At 64.5% G+C, this 23,031-nt stretch carries 20 protein-coding genes; 14 read left to right on the top strand and 6 right to left on the bottom strand.

From position 1 onward, the window contains the following. The first annotated feature begins 37 nt into the window (after positions 1-37). Complete coding sequence (locus tag ACFQ2F_RS14360; RefSeq protein WP_379091215.1) at positions 38-1,174, top strand: FUSC family protein; 1,137 nt, start codon at positions 38-40, stop codon at positions 1,172-1,174. Between the two features lie 13 nt (positions 1,175-1,187). On the opposite strand, the gene ACFQ2F_RS14365 is transcribed toward ACFQ2F_RS14360, so the two are convergent. After that, a complete protein-coding gene (locus ACFQ2F_RS14365) occupies positions 1,188-1,754 on the bottom strand; it encodes a carboxymuconolactone decarboxylase family protein (RefSeq protein WP_379091217.1) in 567 nt (188 codons plus the stop codon). Positions 1,755-1,938: 184 nt separating this feature from the next. After that, positions 1,939-2,361, bottom strand: coding sequence for a DUF2267 domain-containing protein (locus tag ACFQ2F_RS14370; protein ID WP_379091219.1), 423 nt, complete (start codon positions 2,359-2,361; stop codon positions 1,939-1,941). 161 nt (positions 2,362-2,522) lie between these two features. Here ACFQ2F_RS14370 and ACFQ2F_RS14375 point away from each other — a divergent pair, with 161 nt between their 5' ends. Next, positions 2,523-3,755: an MFS transporter gene (locus tag ACFQ2F_RS14375; protein WP_379091221.1), complete on the top strand. Its 1,233-nt coding sequence runs from the start codon at positions 2,523-2,525 to the stop codon at positions 3,753-3,755. A 9-nt stretch (positions 3,756-3,764) separates the two neighbouring features. Further along, positions 3,765-4,235 (top strand): hypothetical protein, encoded by a 471-nt coding sequence (locus ACFQ2F_RS14380; protein ID WP_379091223.1) that lies wholly within the window; start codon positions 3,765-3,767, stop codon positions 4,233-4,235. A gap of 60 nt (positions 4,236-4,295) precedes the next feature. Here the strand turns inward: ACFQ2F_RS14380 and ACFQ2F_RS14385 are convergent, their stop codons facing one another. Beyond that, entirely contained in the window at positions 4,296-4,586 is a 291-nt protein-coding gene (locus ACFQ2F_RS14385; protein ID WP_379091225.1) for a PepSY domain-containing protein, read from the bottom strand. Positions 4,587-4,717: 131 nt separating this feature from the next. On the opposite strand from ACFQ2F_RS14385, the gene ACFQ2F_RS14390 reads away from it, so the two are divergent. From ACFQ2F_RS14390 to ACFQ2F_RS14400, 3 genes are read left to right on the top strand one after another with little or no spacing between them, the layout of a single operon-like run. Then, positions 4,718-5,047, top strand: a complete 330-nt coding sequence (locus ACFQ2F_RS14390) for a PepSY domain-containing protein (protein WP_379091227.1) — start codon at positions 4,718-4,720, stop codon at positions 5,045-5,047. Then, entirely contained in the window at positions 5,047-5,733 is a 687-nt protein-coding gene (locus ACFQ2F_RS14395) for a response regulator transcription factor (RefSeq protein WP_379091229.1), read from the top strand. Before ACFQ2F_RS14390 ends, ACFQ2F_RS14395 begins: the two co-directional genes overlap by 1 nt. Further along, complete coding sequence (locus tag ACFQ2F_RS14400; RefSeq protein WP_379091231.1) at positions 5,730-7,082, top strand: sensor histidine kinase; 1,353 nt, start codon at positions 5,730-5,732, stop codon at positions 7,080-7,082. Before ACFQ2F_RS14395 ends, ACFQ2F_RS14400 begins: the two co-directional genes overlap by 4 nt. A gap of 3 nt (positions 7,083-7,085) precedes the next feature. Here ACFQ2F_RS14400 and ACFQ2F_RS14405 read toward each other — a convergent pair whose 3' ends face one another. Together ACFQ2F_RS14405 and ACFQ2F_RS14410 are read right to left on the bottom strand one after the other, a co-directional pair. After that, positions 7,086-8,345 (bottom strand): sensor histidine kinase, encoded by a 1,260-nt coding sequence (locus ACFQ2F_RS14405; protein ID WP_379091233.1) that lies wholly within the window; start codon positions 8,343-8,345, stop codon positions 7,086-7,088. Next, a complete protein-coding gene (locus tag ACFQ2F_RS14410) occupies positions 8,342-9,064 on the bottom strand; it encodes a response regulator (RefSeq protein WP_379091235.1) in 723 nt (240 codons plus the stop codon). The genes ACFQ2F_RS14405 and ACFQ2F_RS14410 overlap by 4 nt, the downstream gene beginning before the upstream one ends. A gap of 227 nt (positions 9,065-9,291) precedes the next feature. Here ACFQ2F_RS14410 and ACFQ2F_RS14415 point away from each other — a divergent pair, with 227 nt between their 5' ends. The 8 genes from ACFQ2F_RS14415 (at position 9,292) to ACFQ2F_RS14450 (ending at position 22,240) form a co-directional block, all read left to right on the top strand. Next, positions 9,292-10,164, top strand: a complete 873-nt coding sequence (locus ACFQ2F_RS14415) for a hypothetical protein (RefSeq protein ID WP_379091237.1) — start codon at positions 9,292-9,294, stop codon at positions 10,162-10,164. Between the two features lie 181 nt (positions 10,165-10,345). Beyond that, positions 10,346-11,491 carry an efflux RND transporter periplasmic adaptor subunit gene (locus ACFQ2F_RS14420; protein ID WP_379091239.1) on the top strand — a complete coding sequence of 382 codons (1,146 nt, stop codon included), beginning with the start codon at positions 10,346-10,348 and terminating at the stop codon, positions 11,489-11,491. Beyond that, complete coding sequence (locus ACFQ2F_RS14425) at positions 11,488-14,616, top strand: efflux RND transporter permease subunit (protein WP_379091241.1); 3,129 nt, start codon at positions 11,488-11,490, stop codon at positions 14,614-14,616. The genes ACFQ2F_RS14420 and ACFQ2F_RS14425 overlap by 4 nt, the downstream gene beginning before the upstream one ends. A gap of 413 nt (positions 14,617-15,029) precedes the next feature. Next, positions 15,030-15,956 carry a tonB-system energizer ExbB gene (gene exbB, locus ACFQ2F_RS14430; protein ID WP_379091583.1) on the top strand — a complete coding sequence of 309 codons (927 nt, stop codon included), beginning with the start codon at positions 15,030-15,032 and terminating at the stop codon, positions 15,954-15,956. 19 nt (positions 15,957-15,975) lie between these two features. Further along, on the top strand, positions 15,976-16,476 hold the full coding sequence (exbD, locus tag ACFQ2F_RS14435) for a TonB system transport protein ExbD (RefSeq protein WP_379091243.1): 501 nt from the start codon (positions 15,976-15,978) through the stop codon (positions 16,474-16,476). Further along, positions 16,473-17,456: an energy transducer TonB gene (locus tag ACFQ2F_RS14440; protein WP_379091245.1), complete on the top strand. Its 984-nt coding sequence runs from the start codon at positions 16,473-16,475 to the stop codon at positions 17,454-17,456. The genes exbD and ACFQ2F_RS14440 overlap by 4 nt, the downstream gene beginning before the upstream one ends. A 342-nt stretch (positions 17,457-17,798) precedes the next feature. After that, complete coding sequence (locus ACFQ2F_RS14445; RefSeq protein WP_379091247.1) at positions 17,799-19,082, top strand: efflux RND transporter periplasmic adaptor subunit; 1,284 nt, start codon at positions 17,799-17,801, stop codon at positions 19,080-19,082. Further along, entirely contained in the window at positions 19,079-22,240 is a 3,162-nt protein-coding gene (locus tag ACFQ2F_RS14450; RefSeq protein ID WP_379091249.1) for an efflux RND transporter permease subunit, read from the top strand. The genes ACFQ2F_RS14445 and ACFQ2F_RS14450 overlap by 4 nt, the downstream gene beginning before the upstream one ends. 7 nt (positions 22,241-22,247) lie before the next feature. On the opposite strand, the gene ACFQ2F_RS14455 is transcribed toward ACFQ2F_RS14450, so the two are convergent. Continuing rightward, a complete protein-coding gene (locus ACFQ2F_RS14455; RefSeq protein ID WP_379091251.1) occupies positions 22,248-22,817 on the bottom strand; it encodes a MarC family protein in 570 nt (189 codons plus the stop codon). Between the last annotated feature and the right edge of the window lie 214 nt (positions 22,818-23,031).

Genomic DNA, 23,031 nt, shown 5'->3' on the forward strand with positions numbered 1-23,031 from the left:
TTGGAACAGCTGCGGCGCGCCTGCGTTGGGCCGCCCCATGCATCTACCGCTCGCTCATAACCGCGAAGATCTGCGTGTCGCCCTCCAGGGCTGCATCGCCGCGATCGCTGCCTACGTGATCTGCCATGCCGCAGGTCTGGACAAGGCGGGCTCCTGGGCGGTGATCTCCGCGCTGTTCGTGCTTCACCGCAATCTCGACGCCACCTTGAGCCTTGTCGGAATGCGCCTCGTGGCGACGGTCGTGGGCACGGTCGCGGGTCTTCTCCTGGTGCAGATGCTCCAGGGTGAAGACTTCTCTCTCCTCCGCTTAGGCCTCGGCACCGGTCTCCTGATGCTCGTGGCGAGCCGCTGGCAGGGGCTGCGCTATGCGGTCGTGCCGGTCACCATTCTGGCCCTGTCGCCCGGCGCCGGCATCTTCGAAGGCGCGCTCACCAACGCGGCGGCGATTATCAGCGGCGCTCTGGTCGGCCTGGCGGCCACCATCCTCGTGTGGCCCCGCACGGCGTCGAACCGCGTCTTGTGGGAGACGAGCCGCGCCGCCCACGATTGCCGCCAGCTCCTGAACCGCATCCTGTGCGCCATCTTCGAAGACGATGGCGAGCGGCTCGATTCCCTCCATGCGGCGTTCTACCGGAACCTCCAGAAAGCTCAGAGCACCGCCCAGGAAATCCGTCTGCGCCCGGCCCGGGAAAAGACCGCGGCCAAAACCATGCTGCGCCATCTGGAGCGCCTTTGGCATAACCTGCTGCTCATCGACCGGGTAATCACCGAGCATGGGCCGCGCCCGAACCCGCAGGATTTGCGCGCTGTGCGCCCTGCCATGGAGGATCTGCGGAAGACGGCATCGGACTGCCTCGGTCAGGTGGAAGACTGCCTGCTGGAGGACTGCGAACCTCCGAAAGCCGAGGCGCTCAAGAGCGCCATCCGCAAGGCCGAGCAGGAAGCTCATACCGCGTTCGAGGCCTCCGATGCCGACCGGAGTGCCAGCGAGGAGCAAGCCATGCACGTGCTGCTCTATAGCGTGGGCGAAGTGAACGATTCCGTCTGCTACTTCGCCCAGAGCCTCGAGGACCGCGGGGCGCAGATCACCACGCCCTTCGGCGCGGTCCGCGCGCGCCTGGCGCGTCTCTTCACCCCAAGCCTTCCCCAGACCGCCATGCTGCGCCGACGCTAGGCCGAACGAACCATCAGCCTTTCTCGTCTGTCGACTGGGAAGGCAGAGCGCAGAACCCTTGCGGCGGCACGTCGAGCGCCGCGTTGAACTTGCTGGAGAGATTCTGGAAGGCGATCAGCCCCGTCAGCTCGACGATTCCGTCCTCGTCGAAATGCTCCCGTAGGGCAATGAAATGGGCGTTCGTCGTCTCCTTATCCGACAGGGTCACGGCTTCCGCATAATCGAGAGCCGCCCTCTCACGGTCGTCGAACAGATTGCTCTCCCGCCAGTCTGGCAGCGCCTCCACCTTCTCCATATCCACGCCACGCTTCATCAGCGTCGAAGAGTTCAGATCCACGCAGAAAGCGCAGTGATTGAGCTGGGAGACCCGCACGGTGATCAGCGAGCGCAAACGGGGATCGATGGGCGAGCTGTTCCGGTCGATCATGCCGTAGAGGAGCGCCACGCCGACGAACAGCCGCGGCGCACGGCCCCAGACGAGGGCCGGATCGAGCACGGCGCCGTATTTCCGGCGCTGGCTCCAGAAGAATGGCTTCAGATACCAGGGATAGGATTTGAGGGGTTTCGGCGCGATGCGCATGGCCAGAAATCGCTGCTAAGGGTCGCTGCTAGGATCGTCGTTGCGCCCATCATGGGCAGGAACGCGAACGAGCCTAGGCGCCAGGCCGCGCGAGCCGCAATGCAAAGGGCGCCCCCGCCCCATCACGTTGTCGCGAGGGGCGGGGCGCAGTCACGCCTGATGGTCAGGCGCGAGATGCCGGCCGCTAGTGGAAGTAGCCCTTCAGCTCTTCCGGCAAGGACTGCTTCACATCTCCCATCTCGCCATCGGAGATATGGGTGTCCAGCAGCTTGAACACGGCGCGGGTCGCGCGGTCGGGATCGATCGGATCGCTGGATTTCAGGTGCTCCGACACCTTCTCCAGAAACTCAGACTCCGAGCGGATCTTCTCCGGCTTACCGGCCGGCTCGTAGCCGTCGTAATAGATGCCGCGCACCAGCGTCGGCAGCTGCGAGGCGAGATGCGCCGATTCCTCCGGCGGAAGCCGGTCACGCAGGGCGAACAGCACGGCCCGCAGCGCGTGATAGGAATTCTGCTTGTCGGGACCGACGGTTTCGCCGATCTCGTTGAGCCAGCTATTGGTCGTCTGCAATGTCTTGTCGAAGACTTCGAGACCCGTAGCACTCATGGTTCTCCTCCCTTCTTCGATGTTGACTGGTCCTGCGCCCAACGGCTGCTGCGGATCATTGTTCCTGCCGCGGCGCTCGCGATCGGTGTCAAATCCGATATCCTGCGGAACGGCCAAACAGGGCAGAGTGGCCAAGGGGGAGGGGCGAAATGATTGGGGCGATGCTTCCGGAGTCACTGCGCGGCTGGAGCCGGTCTCAGCGCCACGCCGTGATCGCCAGCTATCTCGGCTGGACCCTGGATGCGTTCGATTTCTTCCTGCTGGTCTTCGTCATCGTGGACGTGGCCGAAGAGTTCGGCGCCTCCATCGAGGCCGTTACCTGGGCGGTGACCCTCACCCTGGCGCTTCGCCCGGTCGGCGCGCTGATTTTCGGCCGTCTCGCCGACCGCTACGGTCGGCGGCCCGTACTGATGATCGACGTGCTGGCCTATTCGATTCTTGGCTTCGTCACCGCGTTCTCGCCCAACCTCATGATCTTCATCATCATTCGCGCCCTATTCGGCATCGCCATGGGCGGCGAATGGGGCGTCGGCGCATCGCTGACCATGGAATCGATCCCCGCCAAATCCCGCGGCATGGTGTCGGGCATCCTCCAGGCGGGGTATCCAACGGGCTATCTGCTGGCGGCCATCGTCTACGGCCTGCTCTACGAATATATCGGCTGGCGCGGCATGTTCATGGTGGGCATCCTGCCGGCCTTGCTGGTGCTCTATATCCGCCAGTTCGTCCATGAATCCCCCGGCTGGCGGAGGGAGCATGCGGGGGCGAGCCGCATCGTCGACATCCTGCGCCGCCACTGGACCCTGACCGTCTATGCCGTGCTTTTCATGATGTGCATGGCCTTCTTCAGCCACGGCACCCAGGATCTCTACCCGACCTTCCTGAAGGTCGATCGCGGCCTCGACCCGCGCACCATCGGCGCCATCGCGGTGGTCTATAATCTTGGCGGTATCCTGGGCGGTATCGTCTTCGGGGCGTGGTCGCAGAAGATCGGCCGCCGCAACGCCCTCATCATCGGCGCCGTTGGGGCGCTCGCGGTCCTGCCGTTCTGGACCATGGCCCATAACGTCGTGATCCTGGCGGGAGCGGCCTTCCTCATGCAGTTCACCGCCCACGGCTGCTGGGGCGTTGTGCCGGCTCATCTCAACGAGATTTCGCCGCCGGAAGCCCGGGGCACCTTCCCGGGCTTCGTCTATCAGCTCGGCAATCTTCTTGCGTCCGGCAACGCGACCCTGCAAGCAGGGCTCGCCACGAGCTTCGGCGGTTATGCGCCGGCGCTCATGATCGTCGCGGCCGGCGCCGGCATCGGCGTGGCGCTGCTCTCCTTCTTCGGCCGGGAGGCCAGGGAGATCGACATGGCGTTGGCATCTGAATCTCAAGCACCGAAGGAGTAGCGAAGAGCGATGCGCGTATTGTCCAGACTTTCCGGAACCTGTGTGGCCCTATGCCTGCTGGTTCTGCTCTGCAGCCCTGCCTCCGCCGCCGACGAGCCGGAGGCGGTCGCGCTGGTGCAAGGGCTCTACGAGGCCCAAGCGAAGCTGCTGGCAGAAGAGGACATGCCCCTGGTCAAGGTGCCCCGCGTTTCGATCCGCTATTTCGATCCCTTCGTCGCCGGTCAGCTCGACGCTACGGATCTCGACTTCGATCCTGTCTACGACGCCCAGGACTATGACGTGACCGATGTGCGGGTGGCGCTCGATCCGGAGATGCCCGAGCTACGCGGCACCACCTTTGTGCAGGTGCATTTCAAGAATTTTGGCACCGAGCGGCAGCTCACCTATCTGCTGCGGCCCATGGAGGGTGGCGGCCCCTTGCGGGTGATCGATATCGAATCCGCCGATTGGCGCCTGTCAGAGCTGCTCGCCGCGAACTAGCGGGGCACGAGCAGAAGAAAGCGGGCCGGCGTGCACCGGCCCGCACTCCAGGACGATAGACTAGTCGTCGTAGTTCTTCAGGATCTCTCCCGTCTCGGGATGAACGTAGGCCTCGATGCGAGTGCCGTCCTTGTCGGTCATCTCGACCTCGTAGGCGCCGTCATCGGTCTCGATCTCCCGGACGTCGTAGCCCTGGTCCTTCAGGTTCGACTTCAGCTCCGCAGGCGACATCCACTTGTCGGCCGGCACGTTCAGCCGGTTGACGGGATCGGCCATGGCAGGCGTCGCCATAACAGAGGTCGACATGGCGAAGGCACCGAGAACGGCGAGGGTGATTGCTGTCTTACGCATTGTTTGCTCCTTCTCTCGTGATGTCGGGTTTTGGCCCGTTCGATGTGTGCGAGACTGGAGCACCCCCGCTGATACGGTGCTGACCGGTCTTGTCAGGGTTTTGTCAGCTTCTTCCGGGCAGGTTGAGCGCCATGGAATATGCACTCCGATCCATAGCGAAGCCGGCGGTTTTCCTCCTCCTTGCGAGCCTGCTTGTGGTGCCGGGAATCGTCCATGGCGACGATGACGACGATCACGAGTTCGCTCGGCGCGCGGTAGAGCAGGGCCTCGTGGCCCCGCTTGCCGAGATCGCCGAGAAGGTCAGCGAGGAGATCCCCGGCGAGATCATCGAGGTCGAGCTGGACCGCGAGGACGGCATCTATGTCTACGAGTTCAAGATCCTGACCGGGCAGGGCCGTCTGCTGGAGGTCGAGGTCGACGCGAACACCGCCGAGATCCTCGACCTGGAGGACGAGGACTGATGCATATCCTCATCGTCGAGGACGATGCACGCATCGCCGCCGATATCGAAAAGGCGCTCTCCGCGGCCGGGTTCTCGTCAGAGCTGTCGGCGGATGGCGAGGACGCCTGGTTTCGCGGCGACACGGGCGCGTTCGATGCCATCATCCTCGATCTCGGCCTGCCCAAAATGGACGGCCTCGCGGTGCTGAAGCGCTGGCGGGCAGGCGGCAAGCAGACGCCGGTCCTGATTCTCACCGCCCGGGGCGCCTGGCCGGAGCGGGTGGAGGGGATCGATGCCGGGGCCGACGACTACCTGACCAAGCCCTTCCGCATGGAAGAGCTGGTGGCGCGCATCCGGGCGCTTGTCCGCCGTGCCTCAGGCCATGGCGCAGCCCTGATTGAGGCCGGCAATCTCACCCTAGACACCGTGCAGATGCGGCTTTCCAATCGCGGCGTCCCGGTCTCCTTGTCGCCCCTGGAATACCGGCTCATGAGCTATCTGATGCACCAGAAGGGCAGGGTCGTTCCGCCGACGGAGCTGATCGAGCATCTCTATGGCGACGACGATGCCCGCGATGCGAACGCACTCGAGGCGGTGATTACGCGGCTGCGCAAGAAGCTCGGGGCGGGCGCCATCGAAACCCGCCGCGGTTTTGGTTATTGCATCGCGGACGGTCCGGAGGCTGTGCCGGACAAGGCATCATGAGCCGCGGCTCACTGCGCTGGCGCCTGCTTCTCGCAGGTGGCATCTCCAGCCTCGTCGCGGTGCTGATCGCGGCGGCACTCCTCATCCTCCTGTTCGAGCGCCACGTCGCAAGCTCCGCTGACAACGAGCTGAACGTCCATCTCGACCAGCTCATTGCCGGTTTGGGGCGCGGACCCGACGGCGGCATCGCGGTCGTCACGCCGCCAGGCGACAGCCGCTTCCGTGAGCCGCTCTCCGGACTCTACTGGGAGGTCAAGGTCGTGCCCGACGGCCCCACCTACCGTTCCCGCTCGCTTTGGGATTTCACGCTGACATTTCGCAAGACCGCCGGAGACGGTGGAGTGAAGCAAGTCAGTCTTGAGGGGCCGGGCGACACCGATCTTCATGGCTTGCAGCGTAGCGTCGTGCTGCCCCAAAGGCTGGGCGGCGGCACCGTGGAGGCGGTGGTGGCCCTCGACGCCACGGAGCTGCAATCGGCGACGCGCCGTTTCGCCGGCATCCTCGTGCCGTCGCTCCTGCTGATCGGCGTGCTGCTGGGGGCTGCCGCTTTTGCCCAGGTCACTATCGGCCTGCGTCCGCTGAGGACCATGCGGGAGCGCCTCGCCAGGATCCGGTCTGGCCGCGAAGATCGTCTTGGCTCGGCCCTCCCCGACGAGGTGCAGCCGCTCGCCACCGAGATCGACAGCTTGCTTGCCGCCCGCGCCGATCAGGTGGAGACCGCCCGCCGCCGCGCCGCCGATCTCGCCCACGGCCTCAAGACGTCGCTTCAGGTCCTCTCAGGCGAAGCCCGCAGCTTGCGGGAGAAGGGCGACAAGGATGCCGCCGACAACATCGAGCTTCTTGCAGACGCCATGCAGCGTCATGTGGAGCGTCAGCTCGCCCAGGCGCGGCTCGCGCCCCAGATAGGGGCTCGCGCCGAGATTGCGAAGGTGGTGGCAACCGTTCTGCGGGTCGTGGAGCGGACGCCGCGCGGGGCAGGGCTGACTTGGTCGGCGGATGTGCCCGAGGGCCTTGCCGCCCGGATCGACGCCCAGGATCTCGCCGAGGCACTTGGTAATCTGCTGGAGAATGCGGCCCGCCATGCCAAAAGCACGGTGGTGATCTCCGCTCGGGCGGAAGACGGCGCAGCCCATCTCACGGTCTCCGACGACGGGCCCGGCATCCCGGAGGATCAATTCGATGCGGTGCTGCGCAGGGGCGGCCGGCTGGACGAGACAGGCGGCGGGGCCGGTCTCGGCCTCGCCATCGTCGGCGATATCGCGGAAGCCTGGGGCGGTACCGTCAGGCTGGAGAGCAACGCACCTGGCCTTGCCGTTCACCTGATCCTACCCTTGGCTGCGGAAGGTTGAGGTCTACGCTTCGCTCGCCAGCGGTAGGCGGATCGTCTGGCGCAACCCCTTGGACGTCTTGTTCTCGATGGTCACGTCGCCGCCCGCCCGCTGCAAGATCTCCTTAGCGATAGTGAGCCCGAGCCCGGCACCGGCGATGTTCTGCCGGCGGGCCGGATCGACCCGGAAGAACGGCTCGAAGATCTGCGCCAGAAGATCGTCGGGAATGCCCGGCCCGTTATCGTCGATGCGCACGATCGCCTCGCCATCGTCCTCGATCAGGGCGATGGAGGCACCGCCCCCATGGGTCGCGGCATTGATGATCAGGTTGCGCAGCGCCCGGGACAGGGCCAGCGTGCTGCCGCTCACCGTCAGCGGCGGTAGGGCGCCCAGCGCCACGGACCGGCCTTGGGTGCGCAGCTCTCCGGCTATTTCTTTCAAAAGATCGTCTAGCCGGATCCTCTCCGGCGCCGGCTGATCGACCTCCTCGCGCACCAGCAGGATGGCGCTGTCGGCGATCCGGTCCAACTCGTCCAGATCCTTCAGCCAGAGTGCGCGCTCGTCATCGTCGAGATCGAGAAACTCGGCCCGGAGCCGCATCCGCGTCATGGGCGTGCGTAGATCGTGGCCGGCCGCCGCGACGAGCCGCATTCGGCTTTCCACCGCCGTTCGCAGGCGCGCCGAGAGGCGGTTCAGCGCTTGCGCCGTGGCCCGCACCTCCGCCGGTCCCTTCTCGGGCAGCCTCGGCAGGATAGCCTCCGGCTCCACCGCCGCCACGGCATTCTCCAGCATCACCAGAGGCCGCGTCATTCGGTAGGACACGAAGATGGCGATCGCCGCCGCCGCTGCCGTGAGATAGAGCATCCACTTGGAGAAGATCCGCCAGCCCACGCCGGGACGCGGCAGATGGGGCATGGGGATCAGCAGGTAGCCCTGGTCGCCGGCCTGGATCGACACCATGAAAGGCTCGGCGCGGCTTTCCCGTGTGACCCGCACGCCAAGGTCCGAGCCTTTCTTCTCCAGGGTGCTCTGGAGCCAGTTGGTCATGTCGGTGTCGTATTGCCCGGGGGCCGGCGTCTTCGAATAGTTCACGACACCCGCGGCCGCATCGGGATTGGCGGCTGCGAGCTTGGCCATCACGATGATGTCCTCCGCGATGGGCTCGATGGTGGTCTTCGGCCCCGGCGGCCCGAACACGAACATCGAGATCGCGGTGGTTGATCCCACGACGCCGACGATCACGGCGATCAGCAGGATCGCGATGCGGACACGCAAGGTATTCACGAGGCGGCGTCCTTGCTCTCGACCCGGGCCGCGAGTTGATAGCCGCCGTTGCGCACGGTCTTGAACAGCGGCTTGGAATTCTTCTCCCCGAGCTTCCGGCGGAGCCGGCTCATCAGCACGTCGATGGAGCGATCCATCACGTCGCCTTCCCGGCCGCGGGTGAGGTCGAGCAGGCTGTCTCGCGACAGCACCCGCCCGGGTCGCTCCAGAAAGACCTGCAGAAGATCGTATTCGGCGCCGGTGAGATCGATCTCCTCGCCTTCAGGGTCGATCACACGCCGGGTGGCCGGTTCGGCCACGAAGCCTTCGAAGGCATAGGTGGTGGCTTCAGCCGGTGCAGGGAGCTCCGCGCGACGCCGCAAGACGGCACGGATGCGCGCCACCAGCTCACGCGGGTTGAAGGGCTTGCCCATATAGTCGTCGGCGCCGATCTCCAGCCCGATAATGCGGTCGACATCTTCCTTTAGAGCGGTGAGCAGGATGATCGGCACGTTGGAGCGGCGGGCCCGCAGGTCCCGGCAGATATCGAGCCCCGAACCGTCAGGCAGCATCACATCAAGCACCATCAAATCGACACCGTGGGTGGTCAGGGCTTCTTCCAGCTCCCGTCGCGTGGCGGCGAGCAGCACGCGAAAGCCCTGGCTCTCGATATAGCGGGCGAGCAGCTTGCGGATTTCGGGGTCGTCGTCGACCACCAGAATTTGCGGGGAAGCTTGCATACGTGACCTGTTCTAATGCGTTCGCGATCCAGCCCGGCTCACCCTCTTCTAGCCACGGCCCGGTGGCACAGCGAGGGGAATTTTGTAAGCGAGCATTGAGAAACCCGGTCTGGGAAACACTTTGAAACAAAATTCCTTCGTGCGGACATCCTTGGACACAACAAGACCTACTGTTGCAAAGGTTTAGGCCTACCTTTCAGGCATCGAAACGACCCAAGGAGGTCCACATGACCCGTTTCAAATCCCTTGCCCTCGGACTGGCGGCCCTGCTGGCCGCGTCTGCGGCAGGCGGCATCGTTTATGCCCAAGACAAGATGGGTGGCGATCGCGGCCCCCACGCGATGAGCGACCAGAAACCCGGTAAGGACGGCAAAGGTCCGGGCTGCAAGATGCACAAGAACATGCATCAGAAGATGCATGGCAAAATGCAGGACAAGATGAAGGGCAAAATGCATGGCATGAAGCCCGGCATGCGAGATGGGATGCGCGGCCCCCATTTCCGTCCTGACCCGAACCGTCTGGCACGTGAGCTCTCCGTCATGGAGACCGCCATCGGCATCCGTGCCGAGCAGCTCGATACTTGGCGCGACTTCACCGATGCGCTCCAGGCCATGATGCCGAAGCCGCCCCATCGCGGTCCCATGGCTGACATGCCGGAAGAGCGTGAGCCTTTCTGGATGGCGGAGAAATTCGCCGACAAGTCCCTGGAAAAGGCAAAAGCCGCGCAAGACCTGAAGGATGCGGTGGCCAAGCTTCGCGAGACCCTGACGCCGGACCAGATCGAACGCGCCAGGACCTATGAGGAGAACCTCCTCGACCGCATGCACTCCCGCTGGGGCGGCGGTCAGTGGGGTGAAGGTCGCTGGGGCGACCGCGGCGATCGTGGTCCCGGCGAGATGCGCGGCCACGGCCACAAGTGGAAGCATCAGGAGCGCTACGGCGACAAGGATCGCGGCGGCATGATGGGCGGTGCCATGGACTCCGACGAGGAGGAGCAGATGGCTCCGTCCGACGATGAAGAGACCATGACCGCGCCCGACGAAGATGCCGGCGATAATGCTGACACGGAAACCGCCCCTGAGGAGCGGGACGAACTCTAGGCCTCGGCCAGAGCAGGAAAGTAAGCCAGGCCCGATAAAACGGGCCGGCGAAGATGAGAGGCAACGGTGAGGGGATGGCGAAAATGCCCTGCATGGCAGCCATCCCCCATCCTCTCCTCCAAGACTTCTGATGAAATTTTTTGATCGGTTGCAGTCGAAAGACGGTCTGAGGGACCTTGAGATGACCCGAGCCTATTCCATCGTGCTGGCCCTTTTCGTCATTCTGTTCGGCGTGCTCTTCGCCGCCACCAGCCACGCTTGGGCCCAAGATACCGCCCAGGCACAAGAGGCGGATGCCTCCGTGGCGCCCGAAGGCGCGGTCGCAGGCTTGAGCGTGCTCGTCACCCCCGTCGCCCGGCGCAGCGTCGATCACCGCGTCACCGCGACTGGCACGGTCTCCGCCTGGCGCGAGATGCCGATCGGAGCGGAGACAAGCGGACTTGCCGTCGTCGCCGTGGATGTGGACGAGGGCGACCGGGTCCGGAAAGGCCAGCGTCTCGCCAAGCTGAACGATGCGCTCCTGAAGGCGCAGATTGCCCAGCAGGAAGCGGCCATCGCCGAGGCCGAGGCGGCACTTGCCAATGCGCGCTCCGATCTTGACCGCGCCAACCGCGTCAGCAAGGGCGTGCTCACCGAGCAGGCTACGGAAGAGCGGGCCACCCTGGTGAAGACCCGCGCCGCCAAGCTCGACGCGGCCAACGCCCAGCTTGACCACCTTCAGGCACAGCTCGCCCAGACCGAGATCGTTAGCCCCACCGATGCCATCGTCGCCGAGCGGACCATCACCCTCGGCCAGGTGGTGCAGGGCGGGGCGGAGCTGTTCCGCCTGATCCGCGACGGCCGGCTCGAGGTTGCCGCGCGCATTGCCGAGGCCGATCTCGCCAAGGTGCAGCCCGGCCAGACTGTTACCGTCATCGGCCCCTCCGGCGGCCGCTACAAAGCCGAGGTTCGCCTCGTAGCCGAGCGTGTCGACGAAGATACTCGCCTCGGCACCGCCTATGTCGCGCTGCCCCCCGGCACGCCCCTGAAGATGGGCATGTTCGCCCGGGTCGAAATCGAAACCGGTGCGGAAGTTGCCATCGCCGTGCCCCAGAAGGCTCTGGTCTGGCGCGAAGGCAAGGCCGGCGCGTTCGTCGTGGCCGAGGATGGCCGCGTTGCCTTCACACCCGTCACCATCGCCAAGCAATCGGGCGATGCGGTCGAGATCGCCGAGGGCCTGAAGCTCGGCCAGCGCATCGTCGTGAACGGCGCCGGCCTGCTCAATGATGGCGATAGGGTCCGGGCGAAGCTCGCCGCGGCAGAAGAGCCCGAGGTCGCCGCGCCGTGAACCAGATTTCCGCCTGGGCAATCCGCAGGCCGATCCCGACGATCGTCCTCTTCTTATGCCTCACCCTGTTCGGCGCCCTGAGCTTCGAACAGCTGCGCATCAACAATTCGCCCGATATCGAGATCCCCACGGTCACCGCGACCATCACCCGCCAGGGGGCCGCGCCGACCGAGATGGAGAGCCAGGTCACGCGCCTGGTGGAGGACTCGGTCTCCGGCCTCACCAATGTTGAGCATATCCGCTCCACCGTGAACGAAGGCGTCTCGACCACCAGCGTCGAGTTCGTCATGGGCACCGATATCGACCGCGCCACCCAGGATGTGCGGAATGCCATTTCGTCCATCCGCTCCAACCTGCCCACGGATATCCTCGAGCCGATCATCCAGCGGGTTGAGGCCACGGGTCAGCCGATCCTGACCTATGTTGCCGACAGCCCGCACATGGCGCCCGATGAGCTCTCCTGGTTCATCGACAACGATATCGCCAAGGCCGTGCTCACCGTGCAAGGCGTTTCCAAGATCACCCGCTCCGGCGGCGTGGACCGCGAGATTCGCATCCATCTCGATCCCGACCGCCTCATGTCCTTAGGCATCACCGCGGCGGAGATCTCCCAGACCCTGGACCAGGAGAACGTCAACGAGCCGGGCGGGCGCACCACCTTCGGCGACAGCGAGCAGACCATCCGGACCGTCGGCAGCGCCGATAGTGTCGAGGACCTGGCCGCCAAGCGCATTCCCCTCGATGACGGGCGCAGTGTCCGGCTGTCCGATATCGCGAAGGTCGAGAGCGGCTGGGCCGAGCCCCGTCAGCGCGCGCGGCTGGGTCAGGAAGAAGTGATTGCCTTCAGCATCTATCGCTCCGTCGGATCGAGCGAGGTGGATGTCGCCGAGGAGGTGCGCGAGACGCTCGCGACGTTCGAAGCCGACAATCCCGAGGTCAGCCTTAAGGAAATTACCTCGTCCACCGATTGGGTTCTGGAGGGCTATCACGCCGCCATCGAGGCCCTTTGGCTGGGCGCTATTCTGGCCGTGATCGTCGTCTGGTTCTTCCTGCGCGACATCCGCGCCACCCTGATCTCCTCGGTCGCCCTGCCGCTGTCGCTGCTGCCGACATTTGCGGTGATGTACGCCTTTAACCAGTCCCTCAACAACATCACCCTGCTGGGCATCGCGCTGGTGGTCGGCATCCTGGTGGACGACGCCATCGTGGAGATCGAGAACATCGTCCGCCACATGCGTACCAGCGGGAAGAGCGCCTACGATTCGGCCATCGAGGCCGCGGACGAGATCGGCCTGGCGGTGGTCGCCACCACCTTCTCCATCATCGCCGTCTTCATGCCAGTGGCCTTCATGCCGGGCATCCCGGGGCAGTTCTTCAAGGCCTTCGCCATCGCCGTCTGCTGCTCGGTCTTCTTCTCTCTCGTCGTGGCGCGGCTGCTGACCCCGCTCATGAGCGCCTATCTCATGAAGGCCGGCGGCAAGCACGAAGATCAGCCACGCTGGATTTCGCCCTATCTGAGGCTGCTGCGCGCCACTCTGCATCACCGCTGGATCACTATCGCCGCCGGCATCGCCTTCTTCATCGGCTCCATGGTGCTGGCCGGGTTGCTGCCCACCGACTTCCTGCCCGCCGCCGACCGTGGCCGTTCGGTTCTCTCCGTCGAGCTGGCGCCCGGCGCGTCCTTGGCCGAGACCGACGCCGTCACCCGCACCGCCGCGGCGATGCTCCAGAAGCGCCCCGAGGTGACCTCCGTCTATTCGGCCCTCGGCAGCGAGCATTCGGGGCGGGGCATGACTTCGAGCACCTCCAGCGAGGTGCGCAAGGCCACTGTGACGGTGAACCTGAAGCCCCGCGGCGAGCGCGAGCTGAGCCAGCAGGAGTTCGAAGCCGAGATGGGACCGAAGCTTGCAGAGATCCCCGGCGCGCGCCTGCGCTTCGGCGCAGACGGCCGCTCCGGCGCCAAGATCGAGGTGCGTCTGGTGAGCGACAACTCCGAAGCCCTCGACGAGGCTGTCGGGTCCGTCTCCCGCCAGATGCGAAATATCGACGGCTTCCAGAATGTCGCCTCGACCGCGGCGCTCGCCCGGCCCGAGTTGATCATCACGCCGAAGCCCGAGAAGGCGGCGGCGCTCGGCGTCACCACCAGGGCCATCGCCCGCACCGCCGACGTGGCGACCCTGGGCGATAACGAGCAGAACCTGCCGAAATTCAATCTGACCGACCGGCAGATCAATATCCGGGTGATGCTTCAGGAGGATGCCCGCTCCGACCTCGCCCGCATCGAAACCCTCCAGGTGCCCGCCGGCACCGGCTCCGTCCCGCTGAGCTCGGTCGCCGATATCGCCCTGGGTTCCGGCCCGAACCAGATCGACCGCGTCGACCGCAACCGCAGCGCCACCATCGAGGCGGAGCTCGTCGGGCTCACCATCGGCGAAGGCGATGAACTGGTGCGCGAGCTGCCTGCCATCCAGAACCTGCCCGATGGCGTCCGGCGGGTCCCGGCCGGCGATATCGAGCGCATGGAGGAGCTGTTCGACGGCTTCAAGGTCGCCATCCTGTCCGGCATCGTCCTGCTCTATTTCGTCATGGTGCTGCTGTTCGGCGGCTTCATGCAGCCGGTCACCATCCTCACAGCCCTGCCGCTCGCCATCGGCGGCGCCATGGGGCTGCTGCTGCTCACGGGTAGCTCGCTCGCGATCTCCGTCCTCATCGGCATCCTGATGCTCATGGGCATCGCGGCGAAGAACTCCATCCTGCTGGTGGAGTACGCCATCCTCGCCCAGCGGGAGCGGAACATGCCGCGCGAGGAAGCCCTTCTCGACGCCGCCAGCAAGCGCGCGCGGCCAATCATCATGACCACTGTCGCCATGGGCGCCGGAATGCTGCCCATCGCGCTCGGCATCGGGGCGGATTCGGAGATGCGCGCCCCCATGGCCATTGCCGTGATCGGCGGTCTGGTCAGCTCCACCGCCCTGAGCCTGGTCTACGTGCCTGCGGTTTATACGGTGATGGACGATCTTCAGCACTTGCTGGGCCGACTCCTGTCGCGGCTCTTGCCCAAGCAAGAACAAAATGTCGCACCAGAGCCCCAAGGTCCGGCCGAAGATCCCGCCGTTCCCCGCTGATTCCGGCGGTTCTGAGCGATAATCGTCGCCCCACGGACGATTTCTGAAGCCTCGTGGCGAACTCTCGCTTGCGATAGCGGTTTGAATTCTTGTATCTAAAAGTCAACTTTTAAGACGGCGGCTTTCGGGCGCCGTCTTTTCTGCGCTTGAAGAAACCCTCCTGGGGACCGCGCTCATTTTCGTTCGAGACTTTTTGGAGGCCATGTATGGGGACCCGTCAGCAGCTGTGCCGAGAGCAGGGGTGGTCCCTTCTGCCCGCAGCGGCGTTCGCTTTGGCGCTTTTTGTTGCGCCTGCCGCGCTCGCCCAAACCTCTGACCAGGCGCCCGCCGCCGAGACCGCACCCGTAACGGAGACCCCGCCCGCGACCGGCGGCGCCTCCGACCAGAACAAATCCGTGCAGTCCGCGCCTGGCATGTCGGGCAGCGAGACGCCGGAAGCCGCAGGATCCAGCCAGCCTGAAGCGGCAGCACCCGCTCAATCGCCGTCCGCCCAAGCCCCTGAAGGTCAAGCTCCCGCGGGACAGGCGCCGTCCATCCAGATGCAGCCCATCGACGCCCAGTCGCCGACGCCGGCTCAGGCCGAGCCGGCCGCAACCGAAGAGGGGGGCGAGGCCCAGGAAGCTCTGTTGCCCCACGATCTTTCGCCCTGGGGCATGTTCATGGGCGCCGACTGGGTCGTGAAGAGCGTGATGATTGGTCTGGCCATCGCCTCCTTCATCACCTGGACGGTCCTGGTTGCCAAATCCATCGAGATCGCCGGCGCCAAGCGGCGCGCCCGCTACGCCCTGAAGGTGATCGCAAGCTCCGCCAATCTCGACGACGCCATCGCCAAGCTGGGCCCCCGCCGCGGCGCCCCCGCCATGCTGGTCAGGGCGGCCGAAGAGGAGATGAAGGCCTCGGCCTTCCTCGTCGATAACGCCAAGGGCGAGGGCGTGAAGGAGCGTCTCGCCTCCCGCCTGTCGCGCCTCGAGGCCGCTGCCGGGCGGCGCCTGACTGCGGGCACCGGCATCCTCGCCACCATCGGCTCAACCTCCCCGTTCGTCGGCCTGTTCGGCACGGTCTGGGGCATCATGAATTCGTTCATCGGCATCTCCGAAGCGCAGACCACCAATCTCGCCGTGGTTGCGCCGGGCATCGCCGAGGCGCTGCTCGCCACCGCCCTCGGCCTCGTCGCCGCCATCCCCGCGGTGGTCATCTACAACGTCTTCGCCCGGTCCATCACGGGCTATCGCCAGCTTCTGGCCGACGCCTCGGCGGGCGTGGAACGTCTCGTCAGCCGCGAGCTCGACCTGCGGGCCATCGCGCCCCAGAGCCGCAAGCCGCGCGCCGCTGCGGAATAGGATTTGAGGATACGCCGTCATGGCAGGAAGCCTGAACAGCAGCGAGAACGATGAGCTGGAGGAGAACCACGAGATCAACGTGACGCCCTTCATCGACGTCATGCTCGTGCTCCTCATCATCTTCATGGTCGCCGCACCCCTCGCCACCGTGGACGTGAAGGTCGATCTGCCGGCCTCCACCGCGAAGCCTCAGGAACGCCCGGGCGATCCCCTCTATGTCACCGTGAAGCGAGATCTATCCGTCGCCGTGGGCGAGGCCGTGGTACCGCGTGAGGCCCTGAAAGAGGTGCTCGATGCCCAGACCAAGGGCAATCAGGACACCCGCATCTTCCTGCGCGCCGACAAGGTCGTCGATTACGGGGACCTGATGGCGGTCATGAACCTGCTGAGGGAATCCGGATATCTGAAATTCGCCCTGGTCGGCCTGGAGACGGTCTCAAACGATGGCGCCGCGACCGCGGCCTCTGGCCGCCTGCCGACCCCTGACGACGTGCCCGTGGAGACCATTCAAGCGCGATGACCGAGACCAACGAACCAGTCACGCCGGAATGCTGCTACGCCTGCCACGCGCTGTGCGGGGTGGAGATCACCACCTATAGCTGGCGCGACAGGGCGCTCTGGATTGGCGCGGCCGTGGCCGTGCTCACTTTCTATGGCGCGGCCGCCGTTGCCGCCATCGCCCTGCGGAATCAGCCCGAGCCCGTGGGCGCGCCGCCCGCCGCCGTCATGGTGGAATACGCGCCGGCTCCGGCTGCTCCGAGGCTTGAGAAGAAGGACGTCGCCCTCGGTCCTCAGATGGAGGAGCGCGCAGCCAGCCAGGCTTCGGATGCCAAGGACGCGCCCGAAGAGAATCTGAAGGAGCTGGTCGAGGCCGAAGGCTCCGGCGAGGAGGTCGTGCTCAACGACTCCAAGGAATTCGCCGAGGACGCCGAGCAAAAGGTCGCCTCCCTGGTGGAGAGCCAGTCCCAGGCCGACGAGGTGAAGGCCATTGATCCGACCATTCCCGACGTTGTCGAGGCGGAGAACCCCGACGTCGTGGTGCCGGAAGCGACCGCGTCTTCCGCAGCGCCCGAAAGCGCCAAGATGGTGAAGCCCTCCGCTGCGAGCGTTGCCTCGGAAGCAACCCTGGCCGACCAGCCCGAGGTCCAGGAAGAGATCGCGGAAGTGGCCATGGCGCCCAACCAGACCGAGACCAGCATGGAGGTCGCCAACCTTCCCGTGAAGTGGCAGACTAAGCTGCTCGCCTATCTGGAGAAGCACAAATCCTATCCGGCCGCCGCCCGCAGCAAGCGCCAGACCGGCGTGGTCAATCTCCACTTCAAGATCGATGGGGCGGGCCGGGTGATGATGGCGGAGATCAGCAAATCCTCTGGTTACCCGGCTCTGGATAACGCCGTCATGGAACTGATCGAGAAGGCCTCGCCGGTGCCGGCGCCCCCGGGCATCTTCGCCCAGACCGGCGTCGAGCTGACCGTACCGGTGCGCTTCCAGCTCCGCTAGGGCTCCGGGCTTCAGCTCAAAAGTTTGTGAAGTCTGGCCACCCGCGGCCCGATTTACGGCCGCGCCACGTGCGACTAAGTGCGACCAAACCGCAGCCTTGAAGGGCTAGCCTTGCGCTAAACTTTGGCTTAAGTACCATACGGCGAACGAATTATACGCTCGTCGCTAGTGATCCTATTTTATCCTTCTGATCGAAAAAGAGCTTCCAGCCGCTCGCACTTGAAGAATCGCGTCCCTACATTACCGCCGCGGCTCTGACTTAGAGCGGAAAATTTTGAGGGGGATTGCCAAGACGATCTCGCCGAGCCTTGAGGACGGCGAGCCTTGGCCCGCGGAGAATCCATGGCTGAAAAATCCAACAACCAGACGTCCGGAAAGGGCGCCTCGGCGCCCGACAACGAGCCTAAAGCCACTCATGGCGGCCGCTCTCGCGGTGGCTCGACGGTCGTTCTGCTCATCCTCGTCGCGATCCTGATCGCGGGTGGTGTGGCCTATCGCTACTGGGGCTTCTGGCAGTCTTCCGAGCAGGCCGGCGGTCAGCCGCCCGCGCCGGAAGTGACCGTCGCCAGCCCGCTGGTGCGCGACATCAAGCAGTGGCGCGAGTTCACCGGCCAATTCGAGGCGCAGGATTCCGTCGAGGTCCGCCCCCGCGTCAGTGGCTATCTGGAATCCCGCGACTTCACCGACGGCGAGTTCGTCAAGAAGGGCGAGCTTCTCTTCGTCATCGAGCCGCGCCCCTTCGAGCTCGCCCTGGAGAAGGCGAAAGCGACCCTTGCCCAGTCCAAGGCCGAGCTAAAGCTTGCCGAAAGCCAGCTCAATCGGACCTCTCAACTGCGCGAGAAGGACTTCGCGGCCCAAGCCACTCTCGACGAGCGCCAGGCCCAGGTGGATACCGCCAAGGCTGCGGTCGAAACGGCCGAAGCGTCGGTTCAGCAGGCCGAGCTCGATCTCGACTACACCCATGTGGTTGCGCCCATGGCCGGCCGTGTTAGCCAGCGCGAGGTCAGCGTCGGCAACCTCATCATGGGCGGAACCGGCGGTCAGAGCACGCTGCTCACCAATATCGTGTCCCTGGATCCCATCTATTTCGTCTTCGACATCAGTGAATCCGATGCGCTGGAGTACCAGCAGCAGGTCGACAACGGCGAGGTAGCGTCCGCAAGAAACGGCAAGGTCGAGGTCGAAGGCCAGCTGATGGATGAGAAGTCCTGGGATCTGGACGGCTATATCGACTTCATCGACAACCAGTTCAATTCCTCCACCGGCACCATCCGGTGGCGTGCCGTCTTCCCCAACAAGGATCTGTCGATCACGCCTGGCCAGTTCGGCCGGGTGCGCATCCCGATCTCCAAGCTCGAACCCACCATGCTGGTGCCGGCGGCGGCGGTGACCTCCGATCAGGCGTCGAAGCAGCTCTACACCGTCGACAAGGATAACAAGGTCGTTCCGAAGACCGTCGAGCTCGGCCCCATCGTCGGCGACAATCTCCAGGTCGTCCGTAGCGGCATCGAGCCTGACGAACGCGTCATCATCAATGGCCTGATGCGCGCCCGCCCCGGCGCCACCATCACGCCGAAGGATGGCGAAATCGACGGAAGCTCTCTGCCTGAATCGGCCCAGAAATGAATCTTTCTCACTTCTTCATCGACCGGCCGATCTTTGCCGCGGTCGTCTCCATCCTGATCACGCTGATCGGCGGTGTGGCATTCTTTGCCCTGCCGATCGCGCAGTATCCGGAGATCGCGCCGCCCTCGATCGCGGTGAGCGCGCAGTATTCCGGCGCCTCCGCCGAGGTGGTGGCCAAGACCGTGGCGACCCCGCTCGAGCAGGAGATCAACGGCGTCGACAACATGCTCTACATGACGTCGCAATCGACCAGCGACGGCCGCATGTCTCTGACCGTGACGTTCAAGCTGGGCACCGATCTCGATACAGCCCAGGTGCTCGTCCAAAACCGTGTTGCCATCGCCGAGCCACGGCTGCCTCAGGAAGTGCGCAACATCGGCGTCAATGTCACCAAGCAGTCGCCCGACATGCTGATGGTGATCCACATCTATTCGCCCGACGGTTCGCGCGATCAGCTCTACCTGTCCAACTACGCGACCCTGCACGTTCGCGACGTGCTTTCGCGCATCGACGGCGTTGGCGATGCGCGCATCTTCGGTGCGCGCGACTATTCCATGCGCGTCTGGCTGAACCCGGAAAAGCTGGCCGCCCGCGAGCTCACCGCCGGTGACGTGGTGGCGGCGCTTCGGTCTCAGAACGTTCAGGTCGCAGCCGGTGTGATCAACCAGCCACCCGTTCCCCAGCCCGGCGCCTTCCAGCTTTCCGTGGAGACCCAAGGCCGGCTTCCCGACGCCGAGGCGTTCGGCAATATTATCGTCAAGGCCGAGGGCGGCCGGGTCATACGCGTGCGCGACATCGGCCATGTGGAGCTCGGTGCGGCCGACTACACGTTGAACGGTTATTTGGACAAGACGGTCGCGATTCCACTCGGCATCTTCCAGCGGCCAGGCTCCAACGCGCTGGAAACCGCCGATCAGGTCATCGCGGCGATGGAGGAGCTCTCCAAATCCTTCCCCACCGGGCTCAAATACGACATCGTCTACAACCCAACGGTCTTTATTTCCCAATCCGTTGAAGCCGTGCTCCACACTATGTTGGAGGCGGTGGTCCTCGTTGTCGTTGTGATCGTGCTGTTCCTCCAGAACTGGCGCGCCTCCATCGTCCCCATCGTCGCCATTCCGGTCTCCCTGATTGGCAGCTGCATGGTGCTCGCAGCTCTGGGGTTCTCGATCAACAACCTCACCCTGTTCGCGATGGTGCTGGCGATTGGTATCGTGGTGGATGACGCCATCGTCGTGGTGGAGAATGTCGAACGTCTGATCCGCGAAGGCCACCCGCCGCGAGAGGCGGCGCATCTCACGATGGACGAGGTGGGCGGCGCCCTAGTTGCCATCTCGCTAGTGCTTGGCGCGGTGTTCATTCCCTCTGCCTTTCTCACCGGCATCACGGGACAGTTTTTCCGCCAATTCGCGGTCACGATTACCACGGCGACTGCCATCTCGCTGATCGTGTCGTTGACCTTGAGTCCGGCGCTTTGCGCATTGCTTTTCAAGCCCCACGAAGAGGGGCACCAGCGCAAGGGTGTCTTGGCCCGCGCGGTGGGCGGTTTCTTCAACGGGTTCAACCGCGGCTTCGACTGGCTGTCCGACAAGTACGGAAGGATGACCGGGCGCTTGGTGCGTATGGGCGTCGTGATGCTTGGCATCTACGCATTGCTGATCGGCTTGACTGTCTATCAGTTCGGCCGTGCGCCCACCGGCTTTATTCCCGCTCAGGATCAGGGCTACCTGATCAACATCATCCAGCTTCCGCCGGGCTCCTCCCTTGCGCGGACCGACGAGGTCGCAAGAAGCGTCGTCGACATGGTGCTGGATCAGCCGGGCGTGGCGCACGCTGTTCCCATCGTGGGTCTCGACGGTGCTACCTTCACCAACGCACCGAACTCCGCTGTGATCTTCTCCACGCTGGAACCGTTTGAAGAGCGGGCCGAGCAAGGACTCTCGGCGGATGCGATCATCGGGGCCCTCAATCAGAAATTTGCCGGGATCGAAGATGCGCTGCTGATCTCCATCTCGCCGCCGCCCGTCCGCGGTGTGGGGACAACCGGCGGCTTCAAGATGGAAGTGCAGGACACGCAAGGCGGCGATCCGGCCCAACTCGCAAACGTGGCCAACCAACTCTCCGCTGCCGCCAATCAGACGCCCGGCTTCTCGCGCGTCTTCACGACGTTCAATACCGGTACGCCCAAGGTTTACGCGGATATTGATCGTGTGCGGGCGGAGATGCTCGGGGTGCCCGTCCAGAATGTGTTCGAGGCGCTCTCCGTCTATCTCGGCTCGGTCTACGTGAACGATTTCAACTTCCTCGGCCGGACCTATCGGGTGACGGCCCAGGCCGACGGTGAGTTCCGCCAGGATCTGCACACCATCGCCAATCTGAAGACCCGCAACGACCAGGGTGAGATGGTGCCGCTGGGCTCGGTCGCATCGTTCCGCAACATCACCGGTCCTTACCGGATCGAGCACTTCAACATCTTCACTGCCGCCGCCGTGCAGGGCAGCACCTTGCCCGGTTATTCCTCCGGCTATGCGATCGAGGCCATGGAACGGCTGGCGGAGGAGGTGCTCCCCGATGGCTACAGCTACGCGTGGACGGAACTCTCCTTCCAGGAGAAGGCGGCGGGTAACACCGCGATCTACGTCTTCCTCGCCGCCGTGGTCTTCGTGTTCCTGCTGCTGGCTGCTCAATACGAGAGCTGGAGTCTGCCATTCAGCGTCATTCTCATTGTGCCGATGTGTTTGCTGGCAGCGATCACGGGTCTCCTATTGCGCGGTATGGAGGTGAATATCCTCGGCCAGATCGGCTTCGTCGTGCTCATTGGCTTGGCGGCGAAGAACGCCATTCTCATCGTCGAGTTCGCAAAGCAGAACGAGGAGGAAGGCGAGGACCGTTTCGACGCGGCCACCGATGCCGCGCGTGTCCGCCTCCGTCCGATTCTGATGACGTCCTTCGCCTTCATCTTGGGCGTGCTGCCCCTGATGATCGCGACCGGCGCCGGCGCGGAGATGCGTCAGTCACTCGGCACCGCGGTGTTCACCGGTATGCTGGGCGTGACCTTCTTTGGCCTGATCTTCACCCCGATCTTCTATGTCGTGGTGCGGAAATTCGCCAAGAAGCCGAAGGAGCTCGAAGGCAGCGCAAATACGGCCCGGTCGTAAGGTCACATCAGCGGAACAGGTGAGCCTCACCTGGCCCGTTGAAGATCGATTGCATGGCCAGGGCGGCGAGCAGAATATCGAAGATCCGGACCAGGACCTTGCGGGCAATGACGCCGAGAAAATCCTGGATCTTCTCGGCCGCCAGGAGCAGGGCGAGGGTCACGGCCATCACCGCGACCACCGCTACCATCACTGCCATATGGTCGGTGAATTCGTGCCGGCTGGCCGTCAGCACGATGGCGCTCGTCATGGCGCCGGGGCCTGCGATGATCGGCATGGCGAGCGGAAAGACGGCGATCTCCGAACGGTCGTCGCTCTTGGCGCAGGCTTCCGCATTCTCCGAGGCGGAGAGCCTGTGGCCATTGGTCGAAGACAGGACCATGCGCAGCCCGATCGCCAGCAGGATGATGCCGCCGGCAGTTTGAAGCGCCGCCAGCGACACGCCGAGCGCCCTCAGCACGGGATTTCCAACCACCACGAAGCCCAGAAGGATGATCGTGCCGATCAGCACCGCGCGGATCGCGATCCAGCGCCGCTCCTGCTCGCTGAAATCCGGGGTCAGCGTCGCAAGCAGCACAGCGGGTTCACCGGATTGACGACAGCGAGAAAGGTCGTGAAGGCCGTAAGGCCGGTTTCGAGCATAAGAGGCTCCGGCAAATGGATATTCGTGAGGTTTTGGCCGGACGCTATTTGAATTTTGCCAAGGAACCGTTCACGCTCGTTTTGCGTCTTCCGCTCATCCCTCCCGTCTTTGGAACTCTCGAGCTGATTAAGAATTAGGCCCTGTGAAT

Source organism: Methyloligella solikamskensis (genome assembly GCF_042676065.1).
Lineage (GTDB): Bacteria > Pseudomonadota > Alphaproteobacteria > Rhizobiales > Methyloligellaceae > Methyloligella > Methyloligella solikamskensis.